Origin of the sequence: Sphingomonas hylomeconis (genome assembly GCF_025370105.1) — a bacterium.
GTDB classification, from domain to species: Bacteria; Pseudomonadota; Alphaproteobacteria; order Sphingomonadales; family Sphingomonadaceae; genus Sphingomonas; species Sphingomonas hylomeconis.
Window position 1 is genome coordinate 149,937 of record NZ_JANQBK010000005.1, and the last position, 20,985, is coordinate 170,921.

The 20,985-nt window shown below is 65.2% G+C and carries 16 protein-coding genes; 7 read left to right on the forward strand and 9 right to left on the reverse strand.

All coding sequences use genetic code 11. The annotated features are described in order from the left end of the window. Positions 1 to 352 precede the first annotated feature (352 nt). Together NV401_RS09660 and NV401_RS09665 are read right to left on the reverse strand one after the other, a co-directional pair. On the reverse strand, positions 353 to 1,237 hold the full coding sequence (locus NV401_RS09660) for a sulfotransferase domain-containing protein (RefSeq protein WP_261294204.1): 885 nt from the start codon (positions 1,235 to 1,237) through the stop codon (positions 353 to 355). After that, positions 1,234 to 2,184 (reverse strand): HPr kinase/phosphorylase, encoded by a 951-nt coding sequence (locus NV401_RS09665; protein ID WP_261294205.1) that lies wholly within the window; start codon positions 2,182 to 2,184, stop codon positions 1,234 to 1,236. Before NV401_RS09665 ends, NV401_RS09660 begins: the two co-directional genes overlap by 4 nt. 119 nt (positions 2,185 to 2,303) lie before the next feature. Here NV401_RS09665 and NV401_RS09670 point away from each other — a divergent pair, with 119 nt between their 5' ends. Then, on the forward strand, positions 2,304 to 2,633 hold the full coding sequence (locus NV401_RS09670; protein ID WP_261294206.1) for a hypothetical protein: 330 nt from the start codon (positions 2,304 to 2,306) through the stop codon (positions 2,631 to 2,633). A gap of 665 nt (positions 2,634 to 3,298) precedes the next feature. Here the strand turns inward: NV401_RS09670 and NV401_RS09675 are convergent. Then, positions 3,299 to 4,024 carry a TetR/AcrR family transcriptional regulator gene (locus tag NV401_RS09675; protein ID WP_261294207.1) on the reverse strand — a complete coding sequence of 242 codons (726 nt, stop codon included), beginning with the start codon at positions 4,022 to 4,024 and terminating at the stop codon, positions 3,299 to 3,301. A 103-nt stretch (positions 4,025 to 4,127) separates the two neighbouring features. Here NV401_RS09675 and NV401_RS09680 point away from each other — a divergent pair, with 103 nt between their 5' ends. The 4 genes from NV401_RS09680 (at position 4,128) to NV401_RS09695 (ending at position 9,535) form a co-directional block, all read left to right on the forward strand. Continuing rightward, positions 4,128 to 5,105 (forward strand): MBL fold metallo-hydrolase, encoded by a 978-nt coding sequence (locus NV401_RS09680; RefSeq protein ID WP_261294208.1) that lies wholly within the window; start codon positions 4,128 to 4,130, stop codon positions 5,103 to 5,105. A gap of 2 nt (positions 5,106 to 5,107) precedes the next feature. Continuing rightward, positions 5,108 to 6,661, forward strand: coding sequence for an alginate export family protein (locus NV401_RS09685; RefSeq protein WP_261294209.1), 1,554 nt, complete (start codon positions 5,108 to 5,110; stop codon positions 6,659 to 6,661). Positions 6,662 to 6,745: 84 nt separating this feature from the next. After that, positions 6,746 to 7,957 carry an MFS transporter gene (locus NV401_RS09690; protein WP_261294210.1) on the forward strand — a complete coding sequence of 404 codons (1,212 nt, stop codon included), beginning with the start codon at positions 6,746 to 6,748 and terminating at the stop codon, positions 7,955 to 7,957. A 309-nt stretch (positions 7,958 to 8,266) separates the two neighbouring features. Next, complete coding sequence (locus NV401_RS09695; protein WP_261294211.1) at positions 8,267 to 9,535, forward strand: MFS transporter; 1,269 nt, start codon at positions 8,267 to 8,269, stop codon at positions 9,533 to 9,535. A 10-nt stretch (positions 9,536 to 9,545) separates the two neighbouring features. Here the strand turns inward: NV401_RS09695 and NV401_RS09700 are convergent, their stop codons facing one another. The 5 genes from NV401_RS09700 to NV401_RS09720 are packed head-to-tail and all read right to left on the reverse strand — an operon-like array spanning position 9,546 to position 17,109. Then, positions 9,546 to 11,054 (reverse strand): tannase/feruloyl esterase family alpha/beta hydrolase, encoded by a 1,509-nt coding sequence (locus NV401_RS09700; RefSeq protein WP_261294212.1) that lies wholly within the window; start codon positions 11,052 to 11,054, stop codon positions 9,546 to 9,548. Beyond that, the gene (locus NV401_RS09705; RefSeq protein WP_261294213.1) at positions 11,054 to 13,729 is read right to left on the reverse strand and encodes a TonB-dependent receptor; all 2,676 of its coding nucleotides are present in this window, start codon (positions 13,727 to 13,729) and stop codon (positions 11,054 to 11,056) included. Before NV401_RS09705 ends, NV401_RS09700 begins: the two co-directional genes overlap by 1 nt. A 58-nt stretch (positions 13,730 to 13,787) precedes the next feature. Next, on the reverse strand, positions 13,788 to 14,816 hold the full coding sequence (locus NV401_RS09710; RefSeq protein ID WP_261294214.1) for a hypothetical protein: 1,029 nt from the start codon (positions 14,814 to 14,816) through the stop codon (positions 13,788 to 13,790). Then, positions 14,813 to 15,934: a CapA family protein gene (locus tag NV401_RS09715; RefSeq protein ID WP_261294215.1), complete on the reverse strand. Its 1,122-nt coding sequence runs from the start codon at positions 15,932 to 15,934 to the stop codon at positions 14,813 to 14,815. Before NV401_RS09715 ends, NV401_RS09710 begins: the two co-directional genes overlap by 4 nt. Further along, positions 15,931 to 17,109: a cytochrome P450 gene (locus NV401_RS09720; protein ID WP_261294216.1), complete on the reverse strand. Its 1,179-nt coding sequence runs from the start codon at positions 17,107 to 17,109 to the stop codon at positions 15,931 to 15,933. The genes NV401_RS09715 and NV401_RS09720 overlap by 4 nt, the downstream gene beginning before the upstream one ends. An 80-nt stretch (positions 17,110 to 17,189) precedes the next feature. On the opposite strand from NV401_RS09720, the gene NV401_RS09725 reads away from it, so the two are divergent. Further along, positions 17,190 to 18,182, forward strand: coding sequence for a LacI family DNA-binding transcriptional regulator (locus NV401_RS09725; protein ID WP_261294217.1), 993 nt, complete (start codon positions 17,190 to 17,192; stop codon positions 18,180 to 18,182). Between the two features lie 55 nt (positions 18,183 to 18,237). Here the strand turns inward: NV401_RS09725 and NV401_RS09730 are convergent, their stop codons facing one another. Then, positions 18,238 to 19,512 carry an alpha/beta hydrolase gene (locus NV401_RS09730; protein WP_261294218.1) on the reverse strand — a complete coding sequence of 425 codons (1,275 nt, stop codon included), beginning with the start codon at positions 19,510 to 19,512 and terminating at the stop codon, positions 18,238 to 18,240. Positions 19,513 to 19,598: 86 nt separating this feature from the next. On the opposite strand from NV401_RS09730, the gene NV401_RS09735 reads away from it, so the two are divergent. Beyond that, on the forward strand, positions 19,599 to 20,948 hold the full coding sequence (locus tag NV401_RS09735; RefSeq protein ID WP_261294219.1) for an MmgE/PrpD family protein: 1,350 nt from the start codon (positions 19,599 to 19,601) through the stop codon (positions 20,946 to 20,948). The last annotated feature ends 37 nt before the right edge of the window (positions 20,949 to 20,985 follow it).

Below are 20,985 nucleotides of genomic sequence, written 5' to 3' on the forward strand. Positions count from 1 at the left end.
ACCGGTTTAGATCCCAGGCGCGTTATGTCGCCCTTCCCTGAAGCGGCAAACAGCACCTGCATGCCGGCAACAGGTCAAGAACCATAAGCGTAGCCCATCGAGCTCACGGCGTCCGTGCCCAAGGTGGTCTGCGATTCAGTCTCGCGCGTCGCTACCACGTCGGGTGTGATCCACGGCTTCAATGGTTTACCCGACAGCTCGACTGTGGCGTTGTCTTGATTCGACATGATGCGGCCCCTCCACCGTTACTTCCGGCGATTAATTTGCGCTTTTCTAGCACGATGCAGGGAACATCTGTCAAGTTCGCCGCACCCCGCAGCGACCGCGCTCGAACCGTCTGGCCGTGGCTCCGTCACCAGGTGTAACCGAGCCCTGCCAGCATCCCGCCATGGTCCAATTCGATCCGTTCCCGCTGGGCCCGTGTCAGTTCGTCATGCCACCCTCCCGCCACGCCGCGACGGAAAAAGCTCGCGGCGCCGTGCGGTCGCGGCGCTTCCCGGAAGCCGCCGCTACGGTCCTCCTGCCCGCGCAATTCGTCGAACGCAGCAAAGTCCACCGCGCGTGCGATCTCGGACGCCGTCACCGTCACGCCGGCGAACTCCAACGCCCCACGAAGAGTAGCTGCCGTGTCTTCCTGCAAATCCTCGTACCGGACCCTGTGCACTGGCAGGTCGCCTTGCGTCAGCCAGCCGGCGTGATAGCGGGACCATCCGCCTAATTGCTGACGCAGCTGGTTCGGCTGACGGTCGGTCCGGTTGCAGAAGCCGGAATCCGGCGACGCCATAAAGTCGATCGCGTCGTCGATCGACCAGCCGCCATGATTGGCCAGCGACGATGCGACATCGCGTGGATCGCGCACGATCAGAATCGCGCCGCTGGCGGCGGATGGACCGCCGAGCAGCGGCTCACCCAGGCTCGTCTGGGTATAGGCGTCGTGCACCTTGCTGAACTGGACGTTGTCGATCGCCGTGTCCTGTCGATCGTCCGGTCCCTCTTCGCGGCGCATCGACGCGGTCGCACGGTAGTAATCGGGGCGCGACCGATCGCATTCCGCATGCGTCAACAGCCCCGAGGGGAACATCATGACGGTATCGAAACGTGCGCGGGCGCTGGCCATACCGCCGGAGTGGGGTAGATCGTTTATATCGACGGGTGAATCACGACGCAGATTGGCGATCAGCAGGCGAAACCACGTGTTGCCGGACTTGGGATAGGAAGCGAGCCAGATTTTGTTCATGCGGCGCGGGTCAGCAATCCAATGTCGCGCCAATGTGCTTCCAGCCAATCGATTGTCACGGGAAGGTCGTGAAAAGCCATCGGTCGCGTCAGAGTATAGATCCCTGCATGCTGGCAGATCGACGCGCTAGCATCGAAATACAGCTTTTGCTGCGCCATGCGCCGCACGATCGCCGGGCGGTAGGCATTGCCGCGCACCATCAGCGTCCCATCGACAATACTCGGCCGGGCGATCCCGGGGGCAAGCGTGGCGCGCTGCTCACGCAGCATATAGACGGCACCCAATTGCAGCGGACACGCAGTAGCCGCGCGCGGCTCGACATAGAATTTCTCGAGCATCGATCGAACCGGTGCCCTGCGTCGCTCCTCCAGGGCCAGTCGATCGATCGCGTTGCGCCACAGTTTGAGTTGTCTGCCATCGGGGGCAACGTGCGATACGCCCTTTGCATCGATCGATATCGCGCAGAAATCGTCCGAAACGAGATCGTATCCTGCCGTCACCAGCGCCCCTGCCAGCGTCGATTTTCCCGCGCCCGAGGCGCCGCAAAACAGCACTGCGCGGTTGCCCACGCGCACCGCACTGGCGTGCAGCAGGATGCGCTCGCGCTGGTGCAAAAGGATGCCGAAACCGGTGCCGCTCAAAAATGCCACGGCGTCTTCGATCGCTGTATCGCCGATCAGCGCGTAGCGGATGTCCGCACCGTTCGAGACCAGCATACGAATAATCCCGGGCACTACTATCAGGAAAGCCGTCTTCGTCATCTGCCAATTCGGTCCGCCCGTTGCGCCATCAAGCCTGTCCGGAAGCGCACCTGACGCGATCGTGACATCGGCGGTTTGCCAGACATCCGTGAGCGCCACGGCGCCGGGGATTTCCAGGTCGGCGGCAACCGTCAGCCCGGATATCGAATAGCGGGACGTGTCCGGGACCGCGTTGATCTTGGTCATTACGGGGTCGACTGGCAAATCCATGACGTGTCGAAGCACAACGGGCTTGCCCCCTGCAACCCAAAAGACGGTGCCGTGCGTCCAAGGCCGGTTCCCCGCCACGCATCTTGGCGCGCTCAATGCGCCGCGATTGCCTGCCGTTCGGTGTGGTCGCCATCGACCGCGTCCTGCCCGGCGGTGGCATCGTCGCCGGCGCGCTGCATGAGGTACTCGGCAGCCACTATCTCGCCGACGACGCCAGCGCGACCATATCCCTGGCCGGCCTGCTGGCGGGTTTCGAGGGGCCGATCTTCTCGTGCTGGCGCTGGCGCAGCCTGTTCGCGCCTGCGCTCCATGTCGCCGGGCCCCACCCCGACCGCATCGCTTATGTCGAAAGGGGCCAGCGCCACACCGCTGCTGCCGATGGAGGTGTGCCTGCGCGTGCCCGGCCTGAGCGGCGCCGCCGGTGAGGTCGGCGAATATTCCCCGACTGCCTCGAAGGGGCTGCAACTGGTCGCCGAGGAGTCCGGCGCCCCCGCCCTGCTTTTCCGGCCCGGCGCCGAGCAGGACGCGATCGCCGAGGGTAGCGTATCCCGGCATCGCACACAGCGGCGGTCAAGTTTGCAGGCCGATCTTCGGCCATGATCTGGACCCGCACATACGGATGCAGCGCGCGGCAACGGTCGATTAGCGGGGAGGAATGTCGATCATCACCGCGCCTGTAACGTTCAGTTTCAGCAGCCCCACCCCAAACGACATATGTGATGAACGGGCCTGAATTGGCGACCCTGGGTACGAACATGTGGCGTAAAACGATGACCCCTCTTGTCGTACGCCGTCGCCATTTGTTACTATCCTTGAGCACGAATGCAGCTAAGTGATTGTTATTACACGCAGATTAAGCGGCTCTTAATCAGCGGGTCCTTGGTTCGAGCCCAAGTGCGTCCACCATCATTTCAATGACATCTCGATGAAGCGTGGCGGCGACAGGCGGCGGGGTCGCACGCTACTGCGGCCAGCGGGGAATACTCCACTGCGGTGCTGCCGGTAGCCGTACAATATCCGCGTCGGCAGTCCGCAAATACTCGTCGGACTTCCCACAGCTATGCGCCCCGGAGATGAACTTCGCGCAATTTCAGCCCTTTGCTTCGTCAGGAAAGTGGATGCCCATGGCGGCAATCATCGATGCCTCTAGTAGCATCGCGAACTCGGGATCGGGCAGATGGAACGGTCCTGGTCGGTTGAGGATGGTGTTGTTGAGCATCGCGTACATGATCTGGAATGCGAACCGGACCTTGTCTTCATCGATCGACACACCGTCGATCGATGGTTCTGATCGAAGCCGGGAAATATAGCAGTTGGCAAGACCGCTGGCATTTTGTCGGAATGGCGTCCACGCGGCGCCATCGTCCAGACTGACTTTGAAGGCGGAGCGGTAGAACGTCTCGTACGCTTGAAATCTTGCGACCTGCGCGGCGACCAGATCGCGTATAATCTGATCGAACGGCGAACCGTTGACGATGGCCTCGAACAACGGCCGGGATTCGGCTGCAGCGGACACCATCACCGCCTTGAGCAACGTCAGCTTATCGGGAAATCGGGCATAGAAGGCTCCCGTCGAGCACTTGGCGGCGGCGCACAGATCGGCGATAGCGACGTCCTGGAACGGTCTCGCCCGCGCGAGCCGCATCCCTTCGGCAATGAGACGATCCCGTAATGCACGACTGCGCGACTGTTGCGCAGGCAAGACGCCCGCACGTTCCAGTCCTTCGTTTTCGCTGTTTCCGCTCTCCGTCATGGTTATGCATTTCCCAACTTTCATCCGATGTCCACCCATGCGAAAACAGAATACGGTTCGCATTCTAGTTGCGATTGCGGACGACAGCCGTTAGTCAGCAGGCCGCAACTCCGAGGGAGTGCGTTGCAGGAGACGGACGATGAACGGGCGAAATCAACCTTGGCAGATGAACCGTCGCAGCCTGATCGGGATGGGCATGGCCGTGTCGGCGTCGGGACTTCTCGCTGCCCACGGTGCGCAGGCGATGCAGGCGGCGCCCGTCAATCCAGCCGTGAAGCCTGACAGCAAGGGCGCGAAGCTCGTCCTGCTGGGCACGAAGGGCGGCCCCCGCGTCGGCGGCACGCGATCCAATCCTGCCAATGCCCTGATCGTCGACGGCCAGGCCTATGTGATCGATACCGGGATGGGCGTGACCGCGCAGATCGTGAAGGCGGGGATCGATCTCGGCAGCATCCGCGCGATCTTCATTTCGCACATGCATTCCGATCACGAGCTCGAATTTGGCAACCTCGTCTACAACATGTGGGCCGCCGGCGCGCTGCGCCAACCGGTCCAAGCCTATGGCCCGGTCGGGCTGGAAGCGATGGCAGCGGACTATTGGCGGCTCAACCGGCTCGATGTCGCCACGCGCATGGCGGACGAAGGCAAAGCGGATCCGGCAAAATTTCTCCTGGCCAAGGATTTCACGCGCACCGCTGGGCCGGTCATGCAGGACGCGCGGGTCCGCGTATCGGCGTTCACCACGCCGCATCCCCCGCTCAAGAATCTCGCCTATCGATTCGATACGCCCTACGGCAGCGTGGTCTATTCGGGTGATACTGCCTACAATCCCGCGCTTGCGGATTTCGCGCGCGGCGCCGACGTACTGGTGCACGAGGTGCTGTACGTTCCCGGCGTCGATGCGCTGGTCAAGCGCGCCAATGGCTCGCCGGCGTTCCGCAACCATATCATCGAAAGCCATACCACGGCGGAACAGGTCGGACAGATCGCCACGCGCGCGAAGGTCAAGAAACTGGTGCTGAGCCATTTCGTCCCTGGCGACATGGACTGGATCACGGACGCGATGTGGCGCGATGAGGTCGCCAAGCACTACAAGGGCGAGATCGTAGTCGGCCGCGACCTGCTCGAAATTCCGCTGGGTTGATCATGCACCATCTTTACCCGCGGCGTGCGCGCTACGTCATCGGCGGCGCGCTGTGGCTCGCTGCGTCCGGAACGGCGTCCGCCCAGGATGCACCGGCCACGGTGACGACGCAGAACGCGCCGCTGCCGATCGACGCGCTGCCCGCCGAGACCAAGGCAGTGCCGAGCGGCACCACGCCGGCGTCGCCTTATCCGTCAGAGGCGGCGGGGCGCGGGCCCAAGATCGGCCCGCTCTTCTATTTGATCCGCCACGCCGAAGACTGGCGCTTCCTGGCCTCGCCCAAGGCGAAACGCGATCGCTTCTCGGCGCTCAAATACATCCCGCTGAGCGAGGATGGTGACACGTTCCTGACGCTGAGCGGCGACCAGCGAAGCCGCTTCAACTTTTCGTCACGGCCCGGTCTCAACGATGCGACCGACCGGCATGAATTCATGTTGCGTACCGCGGTGGGGGCTGACCTGCACATCGGGCCGGCGTTGCGACTCTATGGCCAGATCCAGTCGGCGCAGATCTTCGGGCGCAACGAAAGTCCGCACATTGCGATCCAGCAGAACGATCTGATCGTCCAGGAACTGTTCGCCGAGGTGCAGGTGCCCGTGGCTGACGGCAAGGCCCGTATCATGCTGGGCCGCCAGGAATTCTTCGATGGCCCGCGCTTCATCATCAGCCCACGCGAAAACCCCAATATCCGCGTCTCGATGAACGGCGCGCGGGTGTCGATGGACTGGGATCGCTTCCGCTTCACCGCAGTCCATTTCACCCCGACGGAACAGGGCATCGGCACGTTCGACGATGGTACGGCCAATGGCGAGCGCCTGACCGGGATCAATGCCAGCGCCGTGGTGACGGACCAACCGATCGGTGGACTGAAATCCACCGTCTTCTTCGATCCGTTCTTCTTCCACTTCGAGGGTAGCGCCCGCACGCTCGCGCGCCTTTCCGGCAGCGAGCGGCGCGAGACCTATGGCGCGCGGCTGTGGGGGCATGTTGGCCGGGTCGATTTCGACTGGACGGGCATGAAGCAGGATGGCCGTTTCGGCACGCGCCGCGTGAACGCCTGGGCCGCGTCCAGCAATCAGAGCATCGCGCTCTCGTCCGGGCCGCGCGCGGCGCGGATCGGGTTCCACGCCGATTATGCATCGGGCGGCGGCAATTACGACACCAGCGGCACGGTCAACTCCTTCAACTTTCTCTACAATGCGACGATCATGTTCAGCGACGACAATTATGTCGGCGCGATCAATTTGATGGGAATCGCGCCGACCGCGTCGGTGCAGGCGACCAAGAAACTGCGCCTGGGCGCGGAGGCCGGCTTCTACTGGCGTCCCAACGAGCGCGATGCGGTCTATCGAGGCAATTCACAGCCCTATGTCGGCACGCAATCGGTCGACGGCAAGCAGGTCGCGACCATCTATCGCGGCAATGCGGCGTGGGCGATCGACCCGCATGTGACGATCGTCGGGCAGGTCAATTACGTCGAAGCCGGTCACGTCCTCCGCTCGGCGGGGTATCGGGACAATCTGTTTTTCTCTACGATCATGAACTTCAAATCCTAAACCGGGCGCGTATCCACCGCCCTACGCGGCACGGCGCCGTTCCCGTCGGAGCGATCGACGGCGCCGGGCCCCCGGGAGGGCAGATTGGCAACGCAACCCGGCCGAACCGAGGCCGTGGATATTGGGCCGGGGCGCATCGTGCTGCTGTGCGCTGCGTTGCTGTTCGTCAGTGGTTTCGCGCTCCAGTCGCTGAGCTTCGCGCTGCCCGCCCTGGAACGGGCATGGGCGCTGGATACGCGGATGTTGGGCGTGCTGCTGTCGGCGACGATGCTGGGCCAGATGGCCGGCTATCTCGTACTCGCGCCGCTGGCCGATGCGCTCGGACCGCGCTGGCCTGCGGCGGCCGGTTGCCTTGCGCTGGCGGCGACGCTGGCGCTGTCGGCATTGGCGACGTCGGTCGAAATCATGCTCGTGACGCGCGCGCTGACCGGGCTGGCGATCGGCGCGGCGATACCCGCGGCGGTTGCCGCGGCCAGCACGGCGGGCAGCGCGCGGTGGCAGGCCGGGCGTGTGATCATCGTCTACACCGCGTTCCCGCTCGGCTTCGTCGCCGTCGCGATCGTCAATGGATCGATCGCTCCGCCTCTCCAGTGGCGGACGACCTTCGCGCTGGGTGCCGCCTGTGCGCTGCTGCTGGCGCCCTGGCTATGGCACACCCTGCCGCGGCGACGGGCCGCCGTGACGCACCCTGCGCCGTTTGCGGCGGTGACCGCGGTTCTCCGCGACGACCGCACCGTGACCATGCTGCTATGGGGCGTATTCAGCGTCGGTTTGGGCTTGTTCTATGTGTTGCAGGGGTGGATGCCGGTGCTGATCCAGCGTGCCGGTCAGCCGTTCGAAACCGCTGCGATGGCCACGGCGATGTTCGGGATCGGCGCCAGCCTCGCCGCCGTGCCGGCGATCGTGGCGACGCGCTATATCGGCTTGTTGCCTGCGCTGATTGCCGTCGGCGTGCTGACGTTGCTGGGCATCGTCGCATTGGCGCTGTCGGTCGACGCCGGCAATGCCGCATTGATCGTTGCCACCGCCCTGATCGCGGGCACCGGTGTGGGCGGGATACAGAAGGTCGCCGTGGCCACCGCCACTTCATTATATCCGGCCGCAGCGAGAGCGACAGGGCTTGCGCTGGCATTGGGCGTCGGCCGGATCAGCGCCGTCTGCAGCCCGGTGTTGATCGGTTTGGCGGCATCGGCGCTTCTGCCCGGCTCGACGATCCTGCTGCTGGCGGTACCGGTTGCGGCGATGGTCGCGGCGCTGGCGTGGTTTCGTCGACACCGCGATCCTTGCGGGGTCTGACCGCCGCCCCGGGCTATGCCGTTATCCGGGTGCCGTATCCGGAAGCCCTCTCCTGGGGCAAGGCATCTCGTATCAGACCTGCGCGGGTTTCTGGTGGATCCGTGTGGTCGCGTCTCCGGTGCAATCTTGCGCGCGCGACCCGCAAGCCGGCCGCTCATCCACCGGAGGTGATACCAGCTGGCCGCCTGATCCAAATTTTCTGAAGAAGCCCGCTAATTAGTTGCTTGTTATAACAAGATTGCCGATCGTGTGGACTGGGAGAATGCAATGACGAAAGAAGACCCACGGACGCTCATCGACCGCTCCCCCATGTCCCGGTTCCAATGGGGCGTCGTGGCCGTGATGGTGGGGCTCAATGCGCTCGACGGTTTCGACGTGCTGTCGATCAGCTTCGCCTCGCCCGGGATCGCTGCCGACTGGGGGATCGACCGCGCTGCACTAGGGCTGGTGCTGTCGATGGAACTGATCGGCATGGCGATCGGCTCGCTGGTGCTGGGCGGCGTCGCCGACCGCGTCGGACGCCGTGCCACGATCCTTGGCTGCCTGGTGCTGATGGCGGCCGGCATGCTCGGGGCGGCCACCGCCGATGGCGTGGTAACATTGTCGGCGTGGCGCGTGCTCACCGGGTTCGGGATCGGCGGCATGCTGGCGGCGACGAATGCCGCGGTGGCCGAAGCCGCCAATGGCCAGCGCCGTGCGCTGGCCGTGGTGCTGATGGCGGGCGGCTATCCGGTCGGCACGATCGTCGGCGGGTCGATTTCGGCAGTGTTGCTCGGGAGCTATGGCTGGCAATCCGTGTTCGTATTCGGTGCGATCGCGACGCTCTGCTTCGTACCGCTGGTGCTGTGGTTCGCGCCCGAATCGATCAGCTTCCTGATGCACAAGCGCCCGCCCGATGCCCTCGCGCGGATCAATGCGGTGCTGAAGCGCATGGGGCATCCGACGATCGACACGCTGCCGGCGCCCGAGGCCAAGGCCGGTCGGGCATCCGCGGCGGAGCTCTTCGCGCCGGGCATGGCGCGGGCGACGATCTTACTGACGCTTGCCTATCTGATGCACATCATGACCTTCTATTTCATCCTCAAATGGATCCCCAAGATCGTCGTCGACATGGGCTTCGCACCGGCCGCCGCAGCAGGCGTGCTCGTCTGGGCCAGCGTGGGCGGGGCGTCTGGCTCCTTGCTCCTCGGGCTACTTACGGCACGGGTGCGGCTGCTGGGGCTGACGATCGGCGCGATGATCGCATCTGTTGCGCTGGTGATCGCGTTCGGGCGCGGGCAAAGCGATCTGCAGGGCCTGTCGCTGATCGCGGCGGCGGCAGGCTTCGCCACCAATGCTGGCGTGGTCGGCCTCTATGCCCTGCTTGCACGGACTTTCCCGACGCGGCTGCGCGCGACGGCGACGGGCTTCGTGATCGGCATCGGGCGTGGCGGGTCTGCGCTGGCGCCGGCGCTGGCCGGGTTGCTGTTCGCCGCCGGCTATATGCTCGACAGCGTCGCGGTATTGATGAGCCTGGGCTCGGCGGTCGCGGCGGTGGCGCTGATCGGCATTCGCCGTCAGCCCGCCGCAGCGGACTGACGGCGCGCGGTCATTTGGCGCTCAGGAGCCGCAGCAAGTCGGGATCGGTCTGGCAGCGATACGCGCTGGCCTGGCCGGTCGGACCGTGACCATCGTAGCGTGCGGCTTGCGGAAACGGGCACAGCGCGCGGGTGAAGCGGACCGTGTCGGCGTCGTGCTTGGCGGCAATAAGGCGTTCGGGCGCCCGGCCCTGCTCGACCCAGCGGATCAGCGCCCATAGCACGTCGCGCGCCGGATCGGTCGTCTCGGCGGGATGGCCAGAGCCGCCGAACGCATCGGCGCCGGGGCCGCCGGCGCAATGGTACATGCCCGGCACCATGAACAGGCGCACCGCATCGTCGAGGCGGTCAATGCCCCCCTGCGCCCCGGCCAGCTTGGTATAGTAATTGAGCGTCGGGCCGGCATTGGTCGAGGGATCGGCCCAGCCCTGATAGAGGATCGCCTTGCCGCCGGCGCGGAGGAATGGCGCGATCGCCGTCTTGTCCGCGCGCAACTCGGGCATCATGCGATTGGCGGTGGCGAGATCGGCGCTGCGGCGAAAGCCGTCCTCGTTCCAGTTCGGATCGTTGTACACGCCGTCGGCCCACATCGCACGCAGCAGTGGCGAGGGCGGGCCCGGCCGGGTGCGCACGCCGGGATACAGGCCCCAGTCCATCGCCCTGCCCTGCTCGTCGGGCATCGGCCGGACGATCGTCTCCAGCATGGCGAGCTTCGGCGCCGAGAGGCAATCCTTCGTCTGGCCCGGCCTGCACGCCAGCGTGCTGATCTTGAAGCTACAGCGCAACGGATCGGCGATGATGCCGTCGGCGACGCCGTCATTGCTATCGCAGGCAGCCGTGGCGCGGCGCTCGTAGAGCGCCCAATCGCCATCGGCGAGCGCGCCCGCCGGACGGTGCTTCTGCAGCAGCGCGCCCCACATCATGCGCACCGATTGCAGCGGCATGTACGGCCCCGGCGCACCGGCGATCACGCCGTCATAGTCGCCGGGATAGTTCTGCATTTCCTTCAGCGCCTGCCGCCCGCCACCCGAACAGCCGAGATAATAACTCTTGTCGACGCCGCGCTGATAGAAACGCCGCGCGATTGCCTTGGCCGCCTGCGCGGTCAGATGCGTCGCGCGATGTTCGTAATCCACCCGCGCCTTGCGATCCGACATCCAGCGCGCCTGCGTGGTCTTGTGGCCGCCATCGGTGGTGACCGTGGCGAAGCCCTGCGCGATCCGACGGCTCATATCGGCGTAGTTGAACACGCCGGCATCGCCGCCCACGCCTGCCCCCAGAAGCCGGCCGTTCCAATCAGTCGGCAACCACAGTTCAAAGCCGATATTGCCCTCGATCGTACCTTCGACGCGGCACAGCGGCACCTGCACCGGCACCGGCTTATAAAAGCCGGTGGTGACCGGGCTCCATACCGGTGCCGGCGTGACCATCGTCGCCTGGACGATCGTCACGCCGGCCGGCGCCGGGGTCGATACCGGCCCGGCGAGCGCGGCGCAGGCCGCGGCCGCCGCGCCCAGCATCAGAACTTCACCTGCGCGGTGACCGAGAAGATGCGCGGCACGGGATTGGCCGACTGCGGGTCATAGCCACCGGCGGTATCGACGAACGGCGGGTTCTCGTCGAACAAGTTGCGCACGTCGCCGGTGAGCGTGAGGTGATCGTTGAACGCATAGCCGACCGACAGGTCGAACGTGTCGTAATTCCCGACTGCCTGGATCGGGGCGACGGTATTATTGTCGTAGCCATTCAGGTGGTTCCAGGTGAAGCGCGAGCGCAACCCTCCCCACTGCATGCCGACATCCGCCTGGGTGCGGAACTTCTGCGCGAAGCCGAACGTGTCGAGCACATCGCGCAGTCCGGAGCCCGGCACCGCCTCGAAGCGGTAATCCAGGATGTACGTGCCCTGGATGCCGGCATCGAGCCGCACGTCGCCCATATTCCAGTCATAGTTGAGCCCGAAATCGAGCCCGCGCAAAAGCGTCGTTCCGAGGTTCTGGCGACGCCCATCGGCGATGAACGTGACTTGCGACTGATCGATCGCGGCGTTGATCGGCAAGCCCGAACCGACCAGAGCAGCGATCGTCGCGGCGCTCGGGTTCAACTGTACGAAGCTCGCATAGAGCGGGCTTGTCAGCAGACCGGCGGTGCCGCGCAGCGCCTGGATCTGATCGGTATAGTTGATGCGAAAATAGGTCACGCTGGCGCGCAAGCCCGGAATTTCGACAGGGGCGGCTTCGACGCCGAACGACCAGGTCTTGGCCGTCTCCGGTTTGAGATTGGGGTTGCCGCCGGCAATGCCGATGCCGATCTGGTTGCCCGCCGCGCCCGGCAGCGTATCGAAATACAGGCCGGCGCCACCCGCAACGGTGGACTTTTCGGCGAAGGTCGGGGCGCGGAATGACGTGCCATAGCTGCCGCGCAAGGTCAGTCCCTGGAACGGCTTGTAGGTCAGGCCGAACTTGGGATTGGTGGTGCTGCCGAAATCGCTGTAATGTTCGTAGCGCAGCGCCAGCGACAGCGTGAGTTGCTCGATCCCGCTCATCGCATTGGCCGATCCCACGACGGGCACGAACAATTCGCCGAAGGCGGCGTTGACGGTGCGGCTCCCGGCGTCGTTGACGCTGACCGGCGTGGCCGCCTGCCCCGTCAGCAGATCGCTATAGGTATATTCGACGCGATGCTCGCCGCCGAGGGCGATCCGCACATTGCCGCCGGGCAATGCGAACAGCGATCCATCGACCTGCCCATTGATGACGTCGAGCCGGGTGCGGCCGGTGATGACGAATAGGTTGTCGGTAATACGCGCGATCGTCGCCGGATTGTTCGGACCACCGAACAGGTTCAGCGCGGTCGCCGGGTTGGTATCGGCGAGCGCCGCGGCCAGGGCGCCGGCATTGACGCCCGAATAACGACGATCGGCGACTTCCTCGGACTCGCCATGCGCGTAATATACGGTACCCTTGAAGTCGCTGAACAGCTTGGCTTCCACCCCGCCGGACACGTTCCAGGATTCGGAATGGAACGGATTATATTGCAGGCCGATCGTGGGAACGAGCGAATAGGCCACCTGCACCGAGGTCGCCCCGGCCACCGGGCTGACGAAGAACGGATTGGTGTTGCGCACCGTGGCGTTGATCGTCGGATTGATCGCCAGCTTGCCCTTGCGATACGAGTAGAACCCGTCGGCAAACACGCGGATGCCGTCGGTGATCTCCTGCCCAAAGGCGCCGGTAACGCTGTAGCGCTGCTGTTCGGCGATCACCGGATCGAGCCCGCCGTAAAAGCAGCGGTTAGCCGTGCCGCGCACGAGCGAACCGACATTGGCCGAGGTAACCCCGCCGGTGGGGATGGCATAGGTGCCGCCGCCGACGGTGATCGTGCCCGGATCGCAATTGGTGACGCGCAGATCGCGGCCGCCGCGATCGCGATTGTCGTTCTGGTAGAAATCCAGATCACTGCCGTACAATGCGGCGTTGGCGGTATATTCGCCCGCCAGCATGGCATAGCCGCCGTCCCACTTCTTGCCGGCGATCAGTGCGGCCTGTTTCTCGTCGTAATTGCTGTCGGTAAAACCGTAGCGTGCTCGACCTTCGATACCGTCGAGATCCTTGCGCAGGATAAAGTTGACGACGCCGGCAATGGCATCGGAGCCGTAGATGGCCGAAGCGCCGTCGGCGACGACCTCGACGCGGCCGAGCGCGATCGACGGCAGCACGGACGGATCGGTAAACTGGCCCTGCGTGCCCTGCGGCGGGAGGCGGCGACCGTCATAGAGCAACAACGTCGCGTTGGTGCTGAGCCCGCGCAGATTGATGCCGGCGCCGCGCGTCGCATTGGCCGCGCCGTTCTGCGCCGAACCGCCGGCGCGGTTCGCGCCTAGCGAGACGACCTGTGGTACGCGCCGCAGCAGATCGTTGGTCGAGGTTACCGGCTCCTGCGCGATCTTCGCCTGATCGATCGAGATGACGTTCGAGCCCACCGGCGCGACGCCGCGAATGCGGCTGCCGGTGACGATGATGTCCTCGGTCGCTTGCGTATCGGGCGCACCTTGCTCGGCCGGGCTGGCCGTTGCCTGCTCGGTTTCGGGGACTTCCTCGGCGGTCTGTGCGTTGGCCGGAATTGCGAGGCCGATGGCGAGCGCGCCGAGCGCGGCCTTGGCCAGCCAGGAGGCGCGGCGCGCCTGGATCGTTGTCATAATCTCTCTCCCAATGAACGCCTGCCGCTTGATCTCGCGGCTGGGCTGGACGGTGTACTCAAACAGTCTCGGCGCGTGCCGGAGCGAGGCGTCGTGAAAAACGTGGGGCTAGTGACAGCAGCACGATGGCGCCGATCAGGATCGCGGCGCCGACCAGCTCGGCCGGGCGCGGCATGCGCAGCCCCCAGAACCACGCGAGCAGCACCGATCCGCCGACACCGGCGACCAGGCTGGCGGCGCGCTCCAGCGGCACGCAATACGCATTCTCGCGGGCATCAAGCAGGATGATGACGGCAAAGACCGAGATGATGGTCAGAGTCAGCCCGATGAAGAACAGCGGCACGATCACCGGATCGCTCCATACCGACAGGAAACCCCAGCCGAGCGCCCCCGATTGCGTGCCGATGCCCGAGGCCGAGATCGCTGCCAGGACAGCCACCGACAGTGGCAGCGCGATGACCTTCTCTTCGACGAAATACCTCCGGACCGAGGCCGGCTCGCCGGTTTTGGACACCTTGGTCATCACCGCGAGGCGAATGAAGTAGCCGACCGTGTAGAGGACGACGGTAAGAATCGCGAGCGGGGGTAGATCGAAGCCGCCGCGATCGAACAACGTGATGACCAACGCGACCAGCACCATTACCAGCGCCGCCCAGCTCCACCAACGCACCTTGCGGCCGAACATCAGATCGACCAGCGGCGCGATGAGCAGGATATCGCCGCGCATCAGCAACTGGATGAACGGGATCGACACGCCTTCGAAGGTGAAGGACAGCGGCACGGTGAACAGCACCAATGCCGTGCCGAGCCCCGACAGCAACGTATATTTGGTCGGCACCGGCACGCGCGCGCCGGCGATCTGCACGGCATTGGCATCGCGGTGCCAGCCTGAGCCCCAGATGAAAAGATAGGTCAGCAGGGTGCTGATGATCAGCGAGGCAGGCAGCGTCTCGAGCCCGGTCAGCGGGCGGCCGAGCCCGGGATGCGGCGTGCTGGTGACCAGCTTGGTGATGATCACGTTGGGCAGATAGGCCAGGAAATAGAGAAGGACATAGCCTTCCAGCGGGAAGCGTTCCCAGCGGCTCATGCCCGCTCTCCGAGTTCGACCATGTCCGATGTCACGGTGTATCGGGTGTTCAGCCCTGCTTCCGTCGTCACGGCGGCCATATAGTCGACGACGTCTGCATGATGTGCGCTGCCCGGCTCGACGAGGCGCGGCACGGCGTCGCGATCGATGTAGAGCGGCAGCAACCCCGAGCGGACGATGCGACCGTCGGCAATCTCGAGCCGCGCGATAATCGACAGCCGCGAAGCGGCGGGGAAATTGTACAGGCTGTCGAAATCGGGCTCCCATTCCTCAGCCAGAACACGGATCTCGTTGAAGCTCTTGGACGCGGCATGGACAGGGTCCATGCGCAGGTCGGTGGCGAAGTTGCACAGCGAGTAGAAAACCGGCTTGCCGTCGATCATCTCGCATCCTTTGAGGATGTGCGCATGCCCGCCCAGGATAGCGTCCGCCCCGGCGGCGATCGCGGCACGAGCGACGTCTCGCTGATAATCGGCGATCGTCGCGCGGACGAAGTGGATGCCCCAATGTTGTGAGACGATCACCACGTCGGCCTGTGCCTTGGCGGCGCGGATGTCGGCTTCCATCGCCGCGAGATCGTCGCGATGCGGATAGGTATGGATGCGTGCCGGCGTGCCGGGCTGATCGTGCTCGACTTGCTCGTAGACGGTGAAGGCGCGCATCGGCGTGCAGCCGGGTCGTCGCTCGTCGGCCCAATAGGCCTGCGGCAGGATGCTGCAATAAGCGAGGACGGCCACGGTAGTCCCGTCGCCAAGCGTGAAAAGAACCGGTCGGCGCGCCTCCACGATCGTGGCGCCGGCGCCAACCGTCTTCACGCCGGCGGCGTGCAGATTGGCCTGCGTCTCGAAGAACGCGTCGTTGCCCCAATCAAGCACATGGTTGCCGGCCAGCGAAACGATATCAAAACCGGCCCGACCGAGCGCTGCAGCCCCATCGGGCCGGGCCAGTACGGCATGGCGCGCCTGCGGCAGGCGCACGCCGCTATCAGCGAAACTCGTCTCGATCTGGCCGAAGGTGATGTCGGCGGCCCGCAGCACGTTGCCTGTCGCGGCGAAGCTTTCGTCATAGACCTCGCGGTCCATCGCGAGATCGCCAACGGCCAGAAAAACGTGGCTCATGCCGCGGACTCGAACGCGATGGGAGCGGTCAACGCGCCGATTTCGGGGAAGCGTGTCGGGCGGGGCTCGGCGGTCAGCGTGAAACCGGGTGCTGCCGCAAGCAGCTCTTCGACCGCAACGACCAGTTCGAGCTTGGCGAGACCGGCACCAATGCATGTGTGCGGCCCACGCCCGAACGCCAGCGAATCCTTCATGTTCGGGCGATCGATCTTGAACGTCTCGGGATCATCGAACACATCGGCATCGCGATTGGCCGAGGCGTACACCAACGCGATCGGCTCGCCGGCCGGGATCGGGCAGCCACGGATCACGACATCCTCGACCGCGGTACGGGCGAAGCCGCGATACGGTGTGTAAAGCCGCAAGAATTCGTCGACCGCGGCCGGGATCAAAGATGGGTCTGCGCGCAGTTCGGACTGCAACGTCGGATCGCGGCTGAGATGGACCGCAATCGAACCGAGCAGCACGCTGGGGGCGATGATCCCGACGACCAGCACCTGGCGGATGGTGCCGACGATCAGTTCCTCCGGCAGTGGCTCGCCATCGACGCGCACGGCGAGCAGCGCGCTGGTGGCATCCTCGTCCACCGACATCGGATTAGCGCGCCGATCGGCGACGATGGCGCGGGCCATGTCGTACAGCACCAGGCTCGATTCCTTCGTCGCGTCCATATCGGCGAACTGAACGGCGATATTGTACCGCTGGCCGACGGCGGTCAGCTCCGCGACCGCCGCGGCGGAGAGGTTCATCCAGTGTGCGAACGTGGCGATCGGCATATGCGCGCCATAATCGGCGACGACATCACCGCCCCCTGCCCGCCGCATCGTTGCCAGCAGGTCACGGCAAATGGTGCGGATGATCGGTTCGAGCCGGGCAATGCGGCGCTCGGTAAACAATGGTGCGAGAGCGCGGCGGTACGGCGTATGCTCCGGCGGATCGAGATGTAGCGGCGGGCGACGCCCGGTGAACGCCACCTTCGGGATCACATTCTGCTGCGAGGTGATGAACGTCTTCCAGTCCCCCGCTGCCTCGGCGACATCGGCATGCTTCATCAGCGCCCAGAATCCGCCCCAGGCATCGCTGTGCGCCACCGGACACTCGGCGCGCAGCCGCGCATAATCAGCGTTCGCGCTGTCGAAGGTTTCGGGTGCGAGCGGATCGAAGTCATGTGCCATAACAATGTTGCTACAGTTCTATGCAAGCGCTTGCAACGCAATTTTTTGCATCGGTTCGTGGTCTGCGCCATAGGGAGGCGATGGGAACAAGAGCACCGCGACTGGACGATGTTGCCGCGCACGCCGGCGTCTCCGCCGCGACCGTCTCGCGCTTCCTCAACAATCCCGACATGGTAGCCGAGGCGACGGCCGTGCGGATCCGCGCGGCGATCCAGGCGGTCAACTATGTACCCAATCTCAATGCAGGGGCGCTGGCGGGGAGCCGCTCACGGCTGATTGCGGCGCTGGTGCCGGATATCGCCGCCTCGATCTTCAACGACACTGTCGAGGCAATGATCGAGGAACTGGCGAGCGATGGCAGCAGCGTGGTGCTCGCCCTGACCGGACCGGACAATCATCGGCTGCACGCCGAAATCAACATGGCACTGGCGCGGCGGGTTGATGCGATCATCCTCACCGGGATCGTTTCCGATGCCGAGACGCGGGCGCGGCTCCGCGCCAATCCGGTGACGGTGATCGAGACCTGGGGCCTGCCCGAGGATCCAATCGACGTGGCGGTGGGGTTTTCGCACAGCGCGGCGGGCGCGGAAATGGCGCGGTTCCTGCGCGGTCGCGGCTATCGTCGACCCCATATGGTGGTACCGCGCTCGTCGCGCTCGGAACGTCGCGCCAAGGGGTTCGCCGAACGCTGGATGCACGACGGCGGGGCCGAGCCGACCCGGCTCGATGTCAACGTGCCGAGCCATTTCGGTCAGGGCCGGTTGAGCTATCGCGCCCTCGACGATCTGCCCGAACGGCCCGACGTGGTGGTGTGCGGGTCGGACTGGATCGCGCAGGGCCTGATCGTAGAGGCGCAGGCGGCGGGGATCCGCGTACCCGATCAGCTCGCCGTGACCGGCTTCGGCAATTTGCGCATGGCCGGCGACATGCGCCCGACGATTACCTCGGTCGATATCGACGGTGCGAGGATCGCGCGCGAGGTGTTGCGCGTGCTACGCGCGCGGGCGGCAGGCGAAAAGATCGAGACGCGAATCGATGTGGGTTTCCGTGTGATCGCGCGTGAGAGCGCGTGAAAGCGCTTGCGCCGGCAATTCGCTGGTCACACGGTTCGATTAAGCCGCTCACCACTCAGTTGCACGTCTTTCCCCGCACGCACGGGCGCAACATCGGCGGCGGGGTATAGCGGACGAATATCGCCGGCGCTTTGCCCCAACGGCGCTGCGACAGCCGCGCTTCGAGGTAGCGGATCGCGGCCAGCGTGACCTCGGGCATGAACGTGCAATGGCCGGCGCCGCGGACATAAGCGCTCCTGACATCGCGTCCCCGCGCCGCCTCGACATAGCCGCGCTGCATGGATGGCGAGGTCAGTCCGTCGCCGATCATCTGCACCGCCAGCAATGGCACGGTCGGACGGGCATTGGGGGTATAATGCTGCATCATATATTCGACGGCGCGCGGCTCGGCGGCAACCCGCTCGCCCAGGGCGAGCCGGGCCAGGTCCGCGTCAAGATCGAGTCCAGCCTTGCGGTACAGCGCTGCGACGATCGGGCGGCGGCCGGACCGTGCGAGCTGCGCGCGATACTCGACATTCGTATTCCACGAAAAGATGCCGCCGGTGCGCCGCTCCTGATCCTGCCGCGGCAGGAAGACGCCCATGGCAAAGCTGCGGCCGATCTCATCAGCCTGGAGCTCATAATCGCCAGACGCCGGTTGGGGCTTATCCGCACTGGTCCAGCCCGGGATTCCCCCCAGCACGCCGGCGAGAACCGTGCGGGCGCGCCCTTGCGGGGTCCGCATTGCGATCGCGACCGCGTCCGCAACACGCTTCGAATTGACGCGATCGTCGTCAATGCCGACCAGTCGGATCCCGGCATCGGGCGCCACCAGCGTGCGAAAGGCATAGGCGCCATCAAGCGCCATGTTCATCATCCCCACGGCGCCACCGATCGACGCGCACATCGGCAGGGCGCCGTCGACTGCCGGATGCGGCTGTTCGGCCAGCGCGGTGGTGACCAGCCCTCCCATCGAACTGCCCCAGGCGATAACCCGTGTGGGTTTGCCGTAGACGCGCGCGAAGGCGGCAATGGTGGCGCGTTGCGCCGGCACGGCTTCCTCCAACGACCAGCCGCCCGCGCCGTAATCCGACCCTGCGAGCGCATAACCGGCATCTAGCAGCAGTTGCTGCAGCGGTTTCGGTGCGACATCGGGCACGCCGGCGGCGGGGGAATAGCCGCGGCTGTAAAGCAGCAAGGTGCCGTGCCACTTCGGCGGGAGTGCCGCAGCCCAGCGCGCTCCACCCGGCAACGAACGTACCGCCGAGCTAGGACTGGTCTGTTGCGCGAACGACCATGTTCCAGCGGATAGCGCCGCCAAGGCGATCATCGTAGTCAGTGCGCGCACCATCGTTCCCGGCTCCTAATTTATGCTTGCATCACGAATAGTTTCGATGAAAGCGGTTGCATACAATGTTTTGCGATAAAACAATATCGGTGCAGATCGCGGAGTATGTTGCGCGCCTTGGGCCGACCGACATCGGGCTCGGCACCCAGCATGCAACGCGGCGTGCGCTGCTCGACACGCTTGGCGTGATGCTTGCGGCGAGCGGCCTGGCCGACGATTCCACCCCCTACCGCGCGGTCGCCCAAATTGGTCACGGCAGGTCGCGCTCGCTCGGTACGCACGGATTGACCAGCGCCGCTTCGGCCGCATTGGCCAATGGTGCACTCGCCCATGCGCTGGATTTTGGCGACACGTTCGACCCGGGGCCAGCCCATCCCAACGCCGCATTGGTTCCGGCGCTACTCGCGCTCGCCGATGCCGATCCGCAGATTGACGGCGCGCGCTTCCTGACGGCCATGGCGGCGGGCAGCGATCTAGCCTGCCGGCTGTCGCTGGCGCCGCCGCGTGCCTATGAAGAGGGCGGCTGGTACCCACCGCCGCTCGTCGGGTTGATCGCCTCGGCAGCGGCGTGCGCCAAGCTACTGGGTTTGCATGCCGACGGTATTCGCCACGCCATGGGGCTGGCGCTGCTGCAAGGCAGTTTCCCCGGTGAGATCAAATACGACACCACGTCGCCGCTGCGGGGCGTGCGCGAGGCGTTCGCGGCGCGCGGTGCGGTCGAGGCGGCGTTGCTGGCGCAGGCCGGCGCCCGCGCTTTTGCCGAGCCGCTTGAAGGCCGGGCCGGCTTCTTTGCGATCTATGCCGGCGGCCCGGCAAAGGACAGTCTCACGGCCGATCTCGGCATGCGCTTCCTGGGCGACGAGGTCAGCTTCAAGCCATGGCCCAGCTGCCGGGGCACGCATCCTTATATCGAAGCAGCGCTGGCGCTTCGCAATGCGTCTGCCGGAGAAGAGATCGAGCAGATCGTCGCCGAGATCGGCCCGATCCAGGAAATGCTGATCCGCCCACAGCGCGACAAGGCTGCACCGAGAAGCGCGATCGAGGCAAAGTTCAGCATTCCATTCACCACTGCCTATGCGTTGATCCATGGCGGCATCTCGCTCGATTCGTTTGACGGGCGCGCCCTGCACGATGCGCCGGTGTTGGCGCTGGCCGAACGCGTCGTCGAATATCGTAACCCGGCCTGGGGGCGCGAACATGCGGCGAGCGGCTCGCTTGCCATAACGCTGCGCTCGGGCCGTCGACTGGTCCATCACGTTCCGCACGCGATCGGCCACCCGGGTAACCCGCTCAGCGACGCGGCGCTGGTCGAGAAGTTCGTCACCTGCGCAGCGCGCGCGGTTCAGCCGCTTGCGGACACCGACGCGCGCGCTATCGCTGCCCAGGTGCTGACGCTCGACGAACGCTCCGCCGCGACAAGCGTGTTACGGCATACGTAAATTGTCCTTGCGACCCTACGCGGGCTAAGTTATCTGT